Genomic DNA, 13,674 nt, shown 5'->3' with positions numbered 1-13,674 from the left:
GATTTAACATCACCAACCACAATTAAGCTGTTATCTTTAACAAGCTTGGTGGTGAATTTATGAATTAAGTCTAATCTTGTGTTTTTGATTTTGGCGTGGATTGCTTTAACACGTTTTTTATTGTTAGCACGCTGGGCTACTGCTAATTTATTCGCCCACTTTTGCGTTTGCTTAATAGTAAGTTTATCACCCATTGAGGTAGTAGCAGACTCTTTTAAGCCCAAATCAATTCCAACGCTGCCCTTACCACTTACTTGCTTAGGAAAGTCTTTAACGGTGATACACGCATACCAACGATTACGACTGTCTTGTACTATCTCAAGCGTGTTGATTTGATATAGGCTTAGGTTGTAGCTATCGAATACATCGATGATAAGCTTTTGACCTTTAGATAGCGATAGCTGTAGGGTTGATTTCAGTGCCTTCTTACCTGTCTGCCTTGTTTGCAAATACTTTATAGCAGATTTTTTAAAAGGTATCCATCCCAATGATTTACGCTTGGCATCAGGACGATTGGTACGCCAATTAAGCTTAGCTTTTTTAAACTGTTTACGTGATTTAGCGTGTGTTTCATTGATAGCCTGTAAAGTCTGACTGTGTATTCCTAAATACTCACCGCTTCCTTTGGTATACTGACTTAGATCATAAGCAATAAAAAACTTACCAGTTCGTTTTAGATGCTCAAAGCACAGCGCATTGACATAGTTCCACACGAAGTTTACTGAACCGCTTAGACGATTCAGCTCTTTTATGTGTTTGTCTTTAATGCGTAGCTTGAGTGTTTTCATATGCTTAGTATGGCAAGATTAGTTTTAGCTTACAACCCTTTAACGACTTCTTACGACAGTGTGTGTCGCCTTATATCCACCCCCTGAAGTGGGTGGTTTTACGGCGACTGGTGATAAATGTTGGGCCTTTTGCTATAACAGTATTTACTCGCTTTAAACTTACTCAATTAGAAGAGATTAGTCTTGTTGCTGCTGCTCAAGCTTCGCTTGTAGCTTCTGTTGTTTGCGAGTTTCAATAACTTCATTTACTTCAGCGCCAATGTGGGCTTCGCCACGCTCTTTGGCCAACTGAATTTGGCGCTGACGCTCCCGGAATCTAGCCCGCTGCTCTTCAGTGGCTTTATCGATACAGTGTGGGCAAGACTCGCCTTTTACATAGGCTGGATGTTGCTTATCTTCTTCGGTGATCGGCATACGACAAGCGTAGCATTGGTCATAATCACTTTTTTCAAGGCTGTGATTCACGGCCACGCGATTGTCAAAAACGAAGCAATCGCCTTCCCACATAGATTGCTCAGCAGGCACTTCTTCTAAGTACTTTAAAATACCGCCTTCTAAATGATAGACTTCATCAAAGCCTTGCTCACGCAAATATGCGGTAGATTTCTCACAGCGAATACCCCCAGTACAGAACATTGCCACTTTTTTATGTTTAGTGGGGTCAAGCTCATTTTTTACGTATTCTGGAAACTCACGGAAGGTTTCTGTTTTTGGGTTTACCGCATTTTTGAAGGTACCGATTTGAACTTCATAATCATTGCGGGTATCGATTAATAACACCTCTGGATCGCTAATTAAGTCATTCCACTCGCTAGGCTTCACGTAACGGCCAACGGATTGTAAAGGGTCAATACCTTCTACACCCATGGTAACGATTTCTTTTTTTAGCTTAACTTTGGTACGGAAAAAAGGCTGGGTATCGGTAAAAGACTCTTTGTATTCTAGCTGGCCAATGGCCGGTATCTTTTGAATATAGTCTAGTACGGCATCAATCCCTTCACGGCTACCAGATATGGTGCCATTAATACCTTCAGAGGCCAGTAATAGTGTCCCACGGACCTCTTGATCTAACATCAACTGGCGCAATGGCTCACGGTAATCTTCATAATCATTAAAGCGGGTAAATTTATAAAGGGCAGTTACAACGATATCCTGTTGCTGTGAAGTAGCTTCTGCACTTATTGGATTTTGAGTTGTCATGTTTTCTCCTGCTGGCTAGGTCGCAAACCTAGTGCTGATGAGGTCAAAGCAATACATAAAATAGTAGATAATTTTATGAATACTTTGACGGGTTAAATTAGCAAAGACAGTCAAACACTGTGCTTTGCTGCTTAATAAACTGCAAAAATAAAAGCGCTATCTTTCATAGCGCTTTTGGGTAGGGTAATCTTATTGGTGGTGACATACTGTATAAATAGCAAGGGTAGCTTGCAGTTAACTAGACCCTAACTAGAGCCGATGTGAGGAGCTTTACTCTGCTTTAGCAGCTTCCTTCTTCTCAGCAGCTTTCTGCTCTACTTTCTCGGGCTTCCTAGCTGGTTCTGGCTTCTTCTCTACCGGTTTTTCTGATTTTGATTCAGTAGAAGGTGAGGGCTCAACAGGCTCTGGTGGCTTTCTTTCAGTCAAAGCGGCTCTAGGCGGCGTCATGCCTGCATTGCCGGTTACTTTTTGGTTGGTAATTTGACTGCTGTAGTCTTTTTCGCCTTGTTTATCATCATCTGATAAGTTAACCACTTCTTGCTTCTTAATTTCAGATTTTGCTACGTTGTTAACGCTGACCCATTGATAAGGGACAGATTTTAGGGCGCTGCGCATATATTCTACCCAAATAGGCAAGGCAGCCACACCGCCATATTCCCCTCTACCTAAGGTTGAAGGCTGATCAAAACCTAACCAAACTACCGATACTTGAGTAGGATGGAATCCTGCGAACCAGGCATCCTTCATCTCGTTGGTTGTCCCTGTTTTACCGCCAATATCAGAGCGACCTAAGGCTTTGGCTCGGGTTGCTGTTCCGCTTTGAATGACGGCACGAAGCATGCCTGCCATCTCATAAGCCACAGCGGGCTTTAAGATACGAGGCGCTTGGTCTGCCGCTTGATAAGTCAATGGTACAGGCTTCAAGCGATCTGATTCAGGACCTGCATCGTAGCGTATGGATTCAATAGCAGTCTGTAGCGATTTTTTAGGATCCGGCTTGGCTTCTTCTGAGTCAGAATCTTGGGCAACCACCTCAGGATCTTCTGACTCCGATGTTTCACTGGCTGTGATTAGCTCTGGATCTTCTTGCAAGGCCTTAACAGCTTTTTCGCGCTGCTCAGCATTGGCCTCAGCTTGTTTCTCAAAATCTTCAAGCTGTTTTTCATTTAGCTCTTTCAGCTCATTGTTGTAGCACAGGGCACAGGCACGTTGAGGATTGGCTAAATATAGTAGGTTATTTTCATAATCGTAAACTTGGTCAATAAAGTAAGGCTGTACGCGATGGCCACCGTTAGCAAAAGCGGCGTAAGCGGTCGCCATTTGCAAAGGGGTGGCTTGTCCAGCGCCCAATGCCAAAGATAGGGTAGTAGGCAGCTTATCCTTATCAAGACCAAACTGATCTAATAACTGACGCGCTTCTTCAGTACCTACCGCTTGCAGTAAACGAATAGAAACTAAGTTACGCGATAAAATAAGTCCCCGTCTTATGGTCATGTCGCCATAGAAGCGACCGTCAGAGTTTTTAGGGCTCCAATCGCCAATACGTAAGGGACCATCTGAAATCATGCTGTCAGGACGATAGCCTTTTTCCAGTGCTGCAGCATAGTTGAGTGGCTTAATGGTTGAGCCAGGCTGACGCCAGCCTTGTGTGGCTCGGTTAAATTTACTGTGCTGATAGTCAAATCCACCCACTAGAGCTTCGATGGCTCCGGTTTCGGGATCTAAGGCTACCAAGCTTCCTTGCACATCAGGAACCTGAGTTAAGCGCCAAGATGTGTTATTTTCATTGGCTATTAAACGCACGATATCATCTTTTTTGACGATATCTGAGGCGCTATTGGGATATCTTCTAATACGGTTGGCATCTAAATACTCTTTGGCCCAGCTCATGCCTGACCAAGGAATGGTAACCACTTCACCGTTTTGTAACTCAGCTTTAAAGCTACGACCACTAACCTCAGTAACTTTGGCTGGAACCATGTTGGAATAAGTTTTGAAATTAGCCAAAGGCTCACCATTGGCCTCAGCACCTCTCCAACCGTGGCGACGATCATAGCCGATTAAACCTTTTTTGATGGCTGTATCTGCTGCTCTTTGGTCTACACTATCTACGGTCAGCTTAACGCGCCAACCGGCGTTGACCACTTCTTCTCCATAGCGATCTACCAAAGTACGGCGGGTCATTTCAGCCAAATAAGGCATATTCACATCGAGTTTTTCTTTATATAGATGGACGCCAAGTGGCTGCTGAACCGCTTTGTCATGCTCCGCTTTAGTAATATGACCCAAATCTAACATACGCCCTAAAATCCAATTACGACGCTCTAGCGCGACATCAGGATTAGAGACTGGGTTGTTTTGTGAAGGAGCTTTAGGCAGACCAGCCAGTGTGGCCATTTCAGCGATGGTTAGGTTTTCTAAGGACTTACTAAAATATTTCTTGGCAGCGGCCCGGATACCATAAGCGCCTTCCCCCATATAAATCTTATTGACATATAAGGTTAGGATTTCTTGCTTGGTTAATTCTTCTTCAATGTTACGGGCCAAATATAGTTCAGTTAGCTTACGGCTAAAAGTGCGCTCAGGGCTTAAGAAATAGTTCTTTGCCACTTGCATGGTAATGGTTGAGCCACCGGTTTGCCCTTCATCCTCAGTAATGATTTCGGTCACCGCCCGACCCAGACCTTTAATACTAATACCGGTGTGCTCATAGAATGAGGAGTCTTCAGCCGCTAAAAAAGCATTAATAAAATCTTGGGGAATCTCATCGTAGGTCACTGGCAATGACATGCGATTGCCGTATTGACCAATTAACTTGTCGTCTTTGCTATAAATTTGCAAAGGCATTTCCAGATTTGAGGTCTTGATATCTGAAATATCGGGTAGGTTTGGCGAGATATACATGGCCATCCCATAAAATCCAATAGGCAGTGCCAATACCAAAATGAGAGCCAAGGCAAGGATGGCCAACAATATGGAAACAATATAATGGATAAGACGAGAGTTAGCAGACGATTGAGACATAGTGACTCTATTAATTAGAAACGGAAATATTAGGCACAGTAGAAATTACAGTCTCTGCCTTAAAAATCAATCAAAACAGTAACCTAGGTTGACTGCTATAACGGATTAACTTCAAGAGGGGTCAGGATAGTGATTTCTTTCTATGCATAAAAAGCACATATAACACGCATATAACTACAATTATAAAGCAAATTATAAAGTAATTGAGCGTTATCTTATAGTTCTAACCACAAAACAAAGTGATGCGCTAAGTTTTAAGTGATAAAAAGTTCTATTTTATAATAAAACACAGAGGAGGGTATAGAAAAACTAGAGTCATCATAGTTTAGCGTAAATTTAAAGTTATCACCTCAACTATTGGGAAGAGTTAAAAATAATTTATTATGCATATCTTAATACAATAGTTAATTTAAATTAATTATTTTGTTGACAAAGGGTGGCTAAATAAATAGGGTGGTAAATCAAATTAGAGAGAATTAATTTATTGAAACCAACGCTAGCCGCTAACAACTAAGCTTGTTATTAGCGTACAAAATCAAGGATGTGTCTCTTGCGGCTATCTTTTGCCCAATCAAAATCATTACTAGCAATAGCAGTTAATGCCAGTACTTTAAGCGTTGTAGAATTAAGTTTCAAAAAGCAGCCGTACCATTTATTAGCTTATGGCGTGGTGGCACTAGAAGAGGGAGAGGTTGTAGACAACCAGATTATAGACACCGAGCATATGGGTCAACGTATTGCCACTCTTGTTGCTCGTAGTTTGTGTCAAACCAAGCAAGCAGCAATGGCTCTAGCAACAGATCTGGCTATCACTCGCTACATCAACTTGCCTAACGATTTTGATGAGCAAGACATTGAGGCTCAAATACGAGTAGATGCCGACCAGTATATTCCTTATCCCTTGAATGAGGTCAGTTTAGACTTTGAGGTATTAGGGGCAGCCAAGGACGAGGTGGGCTGTAATGAGGTTTTGTTAATAGTGGCGCGCACAGAATACGTCGAGCAGTATAGTGATGCTTTGGTATTTGCTGGACTAAAACAAAAGATAGTAGAGGTTGAGGCACAGGCTATCGAGCGTGCTTTGCAACTTGTGGTTAGCGCTAATATCAATTATCTGGGTACGACAGCATTGGTCGATATAGGTCAAAGTCGAACCACGGTTTATATTGCTCAGCAAGGGCAATTTATTTATCAGTTGCAACAGTTGTTTGGTGACAGTAATTTGACCAGTGCCATTGCTACACACTATGGCCTAGTCACTGAAGAGGCTGAGCAGGCCAAATTAGACCCAAAGTCGCTTATTGATTATGACCAACTTCTCTTTCAGCCCTTTATTGACACTTTAATGACCCACTTAACTGTGGCTTTTGAGCAATATGCCACAACTGAGATAAGTGGTGAGATTGAACAGGTCATATTATGTGGCAGGGGGAGTGTACTGCCTCAGTTGGACTGTAAGCTACAACATCAACTGTCTTTGCCGGTTACCTTGGCAAACCCTTTTAAGGCTATGAATATATCAGCCGCTATTGATACTGAGCAGCTTTTAAAAGATGCTCCTCAGCTAATGACCGCCTGCGGCTTAGGCATGCGCTGCCAAAGGGTTGGCTACTGATGCCTAAGCTTAACTTGTTGCCGTGGCGGGAGCAGCATCGGCAGCAAAAAAATAAGCAATTCATAATAGCTTTGGTTTTAAGTTTAGCTATTACCTCATTGATGGCGGCGGCTGTTTGGGGCTATTTACAGCAAACAAACCATAGCCTTATTTTGGCCAATAAAGTATTGATTGATAAAAACGCACAATTACAGATTGCCATAGATAAGGATCAGTCAGAGAAGCAACGCCAACAAAAGATTGTCGCACAGTCTATAGAAGTAGAGCGCCTGGCCCATCATCGCAATAGTTTGGTGCAGCTGTGGTCAGAGCTGACTTCAATTATTCCAACCACGATGTCTCTGACTGGTATTGAGAGTCAACAAGGCTCAATGGTGTTTCGCGGGAAGAGTAAGGAGTCTAGTGCAGTCTCAAAGTTTGTGGCTTACTTACAGCAAAATCCAGCCATACAGCAAGCACAAGTTAAACATATAAAAAAACCAGAATCAGTGACACAAGCTGCGCCTTATCACGGTAACCACAATCAGAGCACTGTGGATCAGCAGATTGGTACATCTCTTATAGGGTCAAGGGCTGATAGCCACCATTTCGACTTTGAAGTGGTGGCTATTTTGTTTGAGAAGGAAGCTAAGCATAATGATTCTGCACCAAGCCCCTCTAGTAACGAAGCAGCTAGCAAAGAGGCTAGATTATGAGCGCTCCACAGAGGCCTCAGCAACCACCTTTGATTAAGGTAAAGCGCTTGGATTTACAGCATTGGTATTATGAGCTGCAAAGTTTAGATAGCCAAAATTATGGCAGTTGGCCTTTTGCAGTAAAGGGTGTTTTAGTAGTAATGGCGGTGCTGCTGGCTGGTTTAGCCTGCTATTTATTACCTATTAGCAATCAATTGCAGCAGATTGAAGCAGAAGAAAATAAGCAGCAAGTATTAACGGGGACGTACCAAAGTAGCCAAGCCCAGGCCAATCAGTTAAGCACTGCGATTGAACAGGGTCAGGATACCCAGCAACAGCTTGACACGCTATCCTCTCTAATGCCCAGTATAGAAGGTCTGTCTTTGACACAGCAATTAAATGAGTTAGCACTTAGTAGCGGAGTACTCATTGAAGATTTACAGCTTGAGGCAGAACAGGAACTAGACTTTTATCACGAACAGCCGCTGACTCTGATAGTTTCGGGTAATTATCATCAAATAGGCGAATTTCTAGGCCGTCTATTTGCTTTACCACGGTTGGTTACCTGGCATGATTTTTCAGTAAAAGCTTTAGCAGCCAATAGTTTGCAACAAGCGAAATCTCCAAGTTTGGCCCTGACTCTGCAAATCAAAGCTTATCGTTTAAAACCTGCCACCTTTAGTAAAACACAAAAAGAAAAGGTCGCATCTGCTTTTTATATTCCCGAAGAACCAAAGGCAGACACTACTGAGACAAAAGCCAACCTCTATCAGCCCAACGCCCAGCGCAGTCCCTTTAGCTTACCTAATTTTATAACTCCGCAATCACCTCCAGCCGCTAAGCCGGACAGTAACCGTAGTGAGTCTCTGCCCACACAGCCCGATAAACAGTGGCACCATCCACTGAGTAGCTTCCAATATCGAGGTAGGATAACTGGAATAGGAGGGAGTTATGGCTTAATTGAAGATGCTGATGGGATAGTAAGGCGGGTCCAAGTAGGCCAGACATTGGGACAAGATAATATCAAGGTCGTAGAAATAACCCCCACTCAGATTAATTTCACTGAGCGGCTTGAAGACCTTAGAGCAGGGAGCTCCGAAAACAGGTTGGCTTTAATAGCCCCTACATCACCCCTTAGGAATGGCCAATGATATCTAATGTCTCGACTTTGAAGCGGCTCTGGTCAGTAGTGATAATGTCTGCCACAAACTACTCTAGGCTAGTAATCTATAATAGGAGAGCAACTTATAATATTGTTGTCAGTACGTTGTTATCGATGCTGATAGCCTTAAGCAATCTAGCTCATGCTAATCTCCACTATTCAGAAGGGTTAAGTGATATATCCGCTGTAACTTCAGATATGAGCACTAATGAGAATAAAGGGAAGCCTAAAAGCTATTTAAGCCGTGAGGCTATTCATTATCAACCTTTAGGCGATAAAGCTGAAAGAGTAGAGATTGTGTTGAAGACAGCCGATCAAATGGTGGCTATTGAGCGGCAAGGTAATAACATTATTTTGAAGCTGCCAAAGACTCAAGTCGAGCCAGGGTTAATCTACCAGCAGAACTCCTCGGAGCGTTTGCTTCGATCCATTTATAGTAAAAATAAGGGCAAATATGGTGGGTTAACTATTGAGTTAGGCCAAGACTTCGAATACCAAAGCTATCAGGTGGGAAATAAAATAACAATAAACTTGCAACCTGCTAAAAGCTTAACCCCACTTAATGCCCCTATTAATCCATATAGTGGTGCCCCTATTTCTATCGACTTTCAAAATGTTGAAGTACGCAGTGTGCTTCATTTGCTTGCACAATTTATGGATACCAATATTGTCGCTAGTGAAGCAGTCACTGGCACCCTGATGCTGAACTTAATTAATGTTCCAGTAGATCAAGCCTTAGATATCATCTTAACCAGTAAACATCTTGGCAAGCAGGTAAATGGTAATGTTATCTTAGTTTCTCCCTTAGCAGAATTGGCCAAGCAGCAAGCCACTTTAGTACAAGCACAGCAACAAAAAGTGGCATTAATGCCCTTACGTAATGAATATATCCGGCTTAATTATGCTAAGGCCAGTGAAGTTTATGCTCTAATCGAAAAGACCAGTGGTAATGCGGTTATCAACAATAAGCGTATGAATAGTAGGGGTAGTGAAGACAGTCAGCAACCTGAGCTGATTGCTAATAAACTGACCACTAATTTACTCTCGAATCGCGGAGCGATGGCGGTGGATATCCGCACCAATACTTTAATCATAAAAGACACGGCGACCAACATTGATAATATTAGGGCATTAATTGCGAAGATTGATATTCCAGTGCAACAAGTTATGATTGAGGTCAGAATTGTCAGTGCCACAGATAGCTTTAGTAAAGAGCTGGGAGTTAAGTGGGGGATGTTATCAAATGGGGTGGCTAATAATGACACTCTGTTGGTGGGTGGCAGCGATCAAACCCTAGCTGACCTAAAGAAATTTAGCTTACGCAATACCACCTTTAAAGGAAGACCAGTCAGTAATCCCGATTATGGTGTCAGTAGACCTGATAACCTTAATGTCGATTTGGGAATTGCCAATCCTGCCGGCAGTATTGCGTTTGGCATATTGAGTATGTCGGATTTGATGATTGATTTAGAGTTATCCGCGATGCAGGCAGAAGGCCGTGGTGAAGTCATTTCAACCCCTAAAATACTGACTCTGGATAAACAAACCGCTCGGGTCTCTTCAGGAACAAAAATTCCGTATCAAAGTGAATCTGAAGGAGGGGGAACCACTACCCAATTTGAGGAGGCCTTACTAAGCTTAGAGGTTACTCCCAATATTACGCCAGAAGGAAGGATATCACTACAACTGAATATCGAAAATGGTCGCCCAAACCCAGTAGGGAATGGAGTTATTCTTATTGATACCGATAGACTGAGTACTCAGGTGAATGTAGCTGATGGAGAAACCATGGTTTTGGGAGGTATCTATCGCAATCAGGTTTTTAATAATGTTGAAAAGGTGCCGTTTTTTGGCGATTTACCTTATCTAGGACGATTATTTAAAAAGGACATGCGCCGCAATGATAAGCAGGAGCTGCTAATTTTTGTTACCCCAACATTGATTGTAGATAAAGCTTTGACTTATTAACCGATACGGCAAAACAAGTGGCAATCTCTAGGCGCAGGTTTAGATAGCTCTAGCGCAATAGTGAAAGACCGCTAGTTATGTCAAAACTGGGTTGCTATTATTGTATTCATTGGTGATTCATTATAATTAGCCCCTAGTTTTTAAAAATAGCTTTAATAAGCCAGTTAATCAGAAGTTTAAAGAATTATTTTTATTAAGCTACTGTTTTTAGTTTGATGGGATTAGTCACCTAAGCAGGACTAACGACAAAAATGCCTGTATAATCTGTGTATTTATGTGAGAGATAATAATGCAATCGACACTGCCGTCATTATTTATTGTGGGCCCTATGGGAGCGGGGAAGACCACGATTGGAAAGTTGTTAGCAAAGCATTTAGGACGCACTTTCATAGACAGTGATTATTATATTTGCGAACAAACAGGTGCGGATATTCCTTGGATTTTTGAAAAGGAAGGTGAGGCCGGGTTTAGAGAGCGTGAAATACGAGCTATTGCTGAGCTGACTGAGTTGCCCAATATTGTATTGGCAACGGGTGGTGGGGTCGTAACTCAGCCACAAAATCGTGAAAACTTGAAAAAGCAAGGCATCACCATTTACCTAAGAGCCAATGTCGATGTGCAATTAAAAAGAACTTCTAAAGATAAGTCGCGCCCATTATTAAACAATCCTAATCCTCGAGCGGTATTGCAATCTTTGTTTGAAGTCCGTGATCCTCTATATCTTGAAGTTGCTGATGTTGTGGTAGAAACTGGGGAGGGTTATCCCAGATATATGCTAAAGAAAATCATGGAAGCTTTAAAAGAGAAATATCCTGAGCATTTTGTGTAATAAAACAACGCTAGCAGGTCGTTGCTGCGCATGAGACACCCCCTTTAACCCTTGTAATCGCCAACAGTGGCCAGTAGTAGCTAACAGTAATAGGGAAGACAGATGAAAGCTAATTTAACCGTACATACCCAAAGTCATGATTATCCGATCGTTATTACCAGTCAGTGTGATTTGGCCAAAGAGGTAGCTCCTTATATTAAGGGCAAGCAGGTAATGGTAGTCACCAATACCACGGTAGAAAAGCTGTATCTGCAAGCTTTGGTCGAAGGACTGCAAGCCGACTTTGAAGTATTAACTGTGGTGTTGCCCGATGGTGAACAATATAAGACCCAGCAATATATCGATCAGATTTATGATGCTTTAATGGACAATCATTGTAGCCGTGATGTCACTTTGATCGCTCTTGGTGGAGGAGTTGTAGGCGATATGACTGGTTTCGCTGCCGCCTCCTTTATGCGTGGGGTAAATTTCATTCAAATCCCAACCACCTTGTTATCACAAGTAGACTCTAGTGTGGGTGGTAAAACAGGCATCAACCACCCCAAAGGTAAAAATATGATTGGGGCCTTTTGGCAGCCACAAATGGTCTTAGCTGATATGCATACCTTAACCACTCTACCACAGCGTGAGTTGTCAGCGGGTATGGCAGAGGTTATCAAATATGCGTTGATCATGGATGCTGACTTTTTAACTTGGCTGGAAGACAATATGTCGGCGCTCATGTCTTTGGATAAAGTTGTGTTGGCTGAAGCAGTCGCTAGGTGCTGTCAATACAAAGCAGATATTGTCGCTCAAGATGAGCGTGAGTCAGGCAAAAGAGCCTTATTAAACTTTGGCCATACCTTTGGCCATGTGATTGAAACCCATGAAGGGTATGGCAAGTGGTTACATGGTGAGGCCGTGGCAGCTGGCATGGTACAAGCGGCGCAACTGTCACAGAAAATGGGCTGGATTAGCGAGGCTGATGTTCAACGTATTAGTAAGGTTCTGCAAGCAGCTCAATTGCCAATTAAGCCACCAGCCATTGATACCCAAATCGCTTTGGATTTAATGCAGCACGATAAGAAAGTTAAGTCAGGACAAATTCGATTGATTTTGTTAAAATCAGTGGGTGAGGCGGTAGTTACGGCTGACTTTGATCAGTCACTGCTTGAGGCAGTCCTTACTGAGACATTATAATAGCTTTCTATCCAGCAGTTTGATTACCTATTTTTAATAACCCTTTTTAGTAACCCTCTTTTTAATAATTTTCTATTTACTGGATTTGCTCTATGGCAATCACTCAAGGCTCTTCTACCAATCATCTTGATAAGTCGCCAAAGAATAAAGGGCGCTTGGTGGCCAGTGCTTGGCTTATCATGGCTTTATTAACAGGTGCAGCAGCTCTGGCTTTGTGGATGTTTAGTTCGGCGCCTATTTTTGAGCAAGAAACAGAAGCTGAAAAAGAGGCCCCCGCTGAAGTGTTGGCTTCCAATATTGATCAGGTGAAGCATATTGACCAACTTAATGAGTTAAGTGGCGATGTTAAGCCCATCTCATTTGATGCCTTGGTTAGAGATTTGCGTGATTATCCTGAGGAGTTCAAAGACTCTAAATATCTTAAGAAAAATAAGGGTAAATGGACGGTTCAGGTTATGGATGTGTCCGAGCATGAGATTATTACTGATTATCTAGATTCACGGGATGACCGACAGAAATTTGCCTATTTCCGTTATCGTGATTCTAATAATCAGCCCCGTTATTTGTTGATGTATGATGTCATGGGTAATAAGCAGCAAGCGACAAATGCTGCAGATAGCGTGGATTTCGGCTTGCCTGCCAATGTTAAAGTCATTCCTGAAGAGATTTCAGATTATTTAGATGTCATTGAGAACTATGAATTGACAGGTCCGGTGAAAGACTTATCTAGAAATAGAACCCGACAAGTAAAATTACAGCCCACTAAGCGTGAGTTGGCACCTCGTCGCCGTGCTAGCGACACACAGCCTACTCAACAAAGTAATACGCGCTCTGAGAATCAAGGTAACAGTAGCTCCTCTCAATCAAACCAGTCACAAGCTACTAATACTGCCATTAGAGACTCAAGCGATACTAGTGAGACGCTATCTGTTCAAGAAGAGCGCACAGTGGTTACACCAAGCTCGGGCTCTGAAAATCCTGCCCCCGCTCAGCCAAAAGAGCCTACCAAACCGAAAGCAGAAGCCAGTAAGCCACAGCCTCCCGCTGAGCCGACTAAGCCGCAAGAGAAAAAGCCAGCAGAAGCTAATAAGAACAATCAAAAACCTGCCAATAGTGGGGAAGGTGATAGCATTAAACAGCTTATTGAACAAAAATCTGAATAATTATTTGACCGCTGATTATTGGGATATAGAAAAAAGACACTTTAATAAAAGTGTCTTTTTTTATGCCTGTCA

Annotated in this window: 10 protein-coding genes; 7 read left to right on the top strand and 3 right to left on the bottom strand. The window is 42.5% G+C overall.

Annotated features, from left to right (window positions below; genetic code table 11):
• The 3 genes from A1019T_RS01155 to A1019T_RS01145 all read right to left on the bottom strand — a co-directional run.
• A partial coding sequence (locus A1019T_RS01155) for an RNA-guided endonuclease InsQ/TnpB family protein (RefSeq protein ID WP_077450051.1) occupies nucleotides 1-788 on the bottom strand: 788 nt, incomplete at its 3' end.
• Nucleotides 789-965: 177 nt separating this feature from the next.
• Nucleotides 966-1,988 (bottom strand): oxygen-dependent tRNA uridine(34) hydroxylase TrhO, encoded by a 1,023-nt coding sequence (trhO, locus tag A1019T_RS01150; protein WP_077450050.1) that lies wholly within the window; start codon nucleotides 1,986-1,988, stop codon nucleotides 966-968.
• Between the two features lie 270 nt (nucleotides 1,989-2,258).
• On the bottom strand, nucleotides 2,259-5,012 hold the full coding sequence (locus tag A1019T_RS01145; protein ID WP_077450049.1) for a penicillin-binding protein 1A: 2,754 nt from the start codon (nucleotides 5,010-5,012) through the stop codon (nucleotides 2,259-2,261).
• A 550-nt stretch (nucleotides 5,013-5,562) separates the two neighbouring features.
• On the opposite strand from A1019T_RS01145, the gene pilM reads away from it, so the two are divergent.
• The 7 genes from pilM (at nucleotide 5,563) to A1019T_RS01110 (ending at nucleotide 13,602) form a co-directional block, all read left to right on the top strand.
• Nucleotides 5,563-6,627: a type IV pilus assembly protein PilM gene (gene pilM / locus A1019T_RS01140; RefSeq protein WP_167366826.1), complete on the top strand. Its 1,065-nt coding sequence runs from the start codon at nucleotides 5,563-5,565 to the stop codon at nucleotides 6,625-6,627.
• Nucleotides 6,627-7,322 (top strand): PilN domain-containing protein, encoded by a 696-nt coding sequence (locus tag A1019T_RS01135; protein ID WP_077450047.1) that lies wholly within the window; start codon nucleotides 6,627-6,629, stop codon nucleotides 7,320-7,322. The genes pilM and A1019T_RS01135 overlap by 1 nt, the downstream gene beginning before the upstream one ends.
• The gene (locus A1019T_RS01130; protein WP_077450046.1) at nucleotides 7,319-8,452 is read left to right on the top strand and encodes a pilus assembly protein PilP; all 1,134 of its coding nucleotides are present in this window, start codon (nucleotides 7,319-7,321) and stop codon (nucleotides 8,450-8,452) included. Before A1019T_RS01135 ends, A1019T_RS01130 begins: the two co-directional genes overlap by 4 nt.
• Nucleotides 8,453-8,661: 209 nt before the next feature.
• The gene (locus A1019T_RS01125) at nucleotides 8,662-10,431 is read left to right on the top strand and encodes a type IV pilus secretin PilQ (protein WP_077450045.1); all 1,770 of its coding nucleotides are present in this window, start codon (nucleotides 8,662-8,664) and stop codon (nucleotides 10,429-10,431) included.
• Nucleotides 10,432-10,720: 289 nt separating this feature from the next.
• A complete protein-coding gene (locus A1019T_RS01120; RefSeq protein ID WP_077450044.1) occupies nucleotides 10,721-11,260 on the top strand; it encodes a shikimate kinase in 540 nt (179 codons plus the stop codon).
• 102 nt (nucleotides 11,261-11,362) lie between these two features.
• A complete protein-coding gene (gene aroB, locus A1019T_RS01115) occupies nucleotides 11,363-12,439 on the top strand; it encodes a 3-dehydroquinate synthase (RefSeq protein ID WP_077450043.1) in 1,077 nt (358 codons plus the stop codon).
• A 92-nt stretch (nucleotides 12,440-12,531) separates the two neighbouring features.
• A complete protein-coding gene (locus A1019T_RS01110; RefSeq protein ID WP_077450042.1) occupies nucleotides 12,532-13,602 on the top strand; it encodes a prolipoprotein diacylglyceryl transferase in 1,071 nt (356 codons plus the stop codon).
• Nucleotides 13,603-13,674 lie beyond the last annotated feature (72 nt).

Source organism: Psychrobacter piechaudii (genome assembly GCF_900162825.1).
Lineage (GTDB): Bacteria > Pseudomonadota > Gammaproteobacteria > Pseudomonadales > Moraxellaceae > Psychrobacter > Psychrobacter piechaudii.
The sequence above is the reverse complement of the archived record's forward strand: the minus strand, read 5'-3'. Positions and strand labels throughout refer to the sequence as shown.

Bases quoted from the DNA above. Each gene is read 5' to 3' on its own strand.
- trhO (WP_077450050.1), bottom strand. From the start codon at position 1,988: ATGACAACTCAAAATCCAATAAGTGCAGAAGCTACTTCACAGCAACAG.
- A1019T_RS01145 (WP_077450049.1), bottom strand. From the start codon at position 5,012: ATGTCTCAATCGTCTGCTAACTCTCGTCTTATCCATTATATTGTTTCC.
- A1019T_RS01135 (WP_077450047.1), top strand. From the start codon at position 6,627: ATGCCTAAGCTTAACTTGTTGCCGTGGCGGGAGCAGCATCGGCAGCAA.
- A1019T_RS01130 (WP_077450046.1), top strand. From the start codon at position 7,319: ATGAGCGCTCCACAGAGGCCTCAGCAACCACCTTTGATTAAGGTAAAG.
- A1019T_RS01125 (WP_077450045.1), top strand. From the start codon at position 8,662: ATGAGCACTAATGAGAATAAAGGGAAGCCTAAAAGCTATTTAAGCCGT.
- A1019T_RS01120 (WP_077450044.1), top strand. From the start codon at position 10,721: ATGCAATCGACACTGCCGTCATTATTTATTGTGGGCCCTATGGGAGCG.
- aroB (WP_077450043.1), top strand. From the start codon at position 11,363: ATGAAAGCTAATTTAACCGTACATACCCAAAGTCATGATTATCCGATC.
- A1019T_RS01110 (WP_077450042.1), top strand. From the start codon at position 12,532: ATGGCAATCACTCAAGGCTCTTCTACCAATCATCTTGATAAGTCGCCA.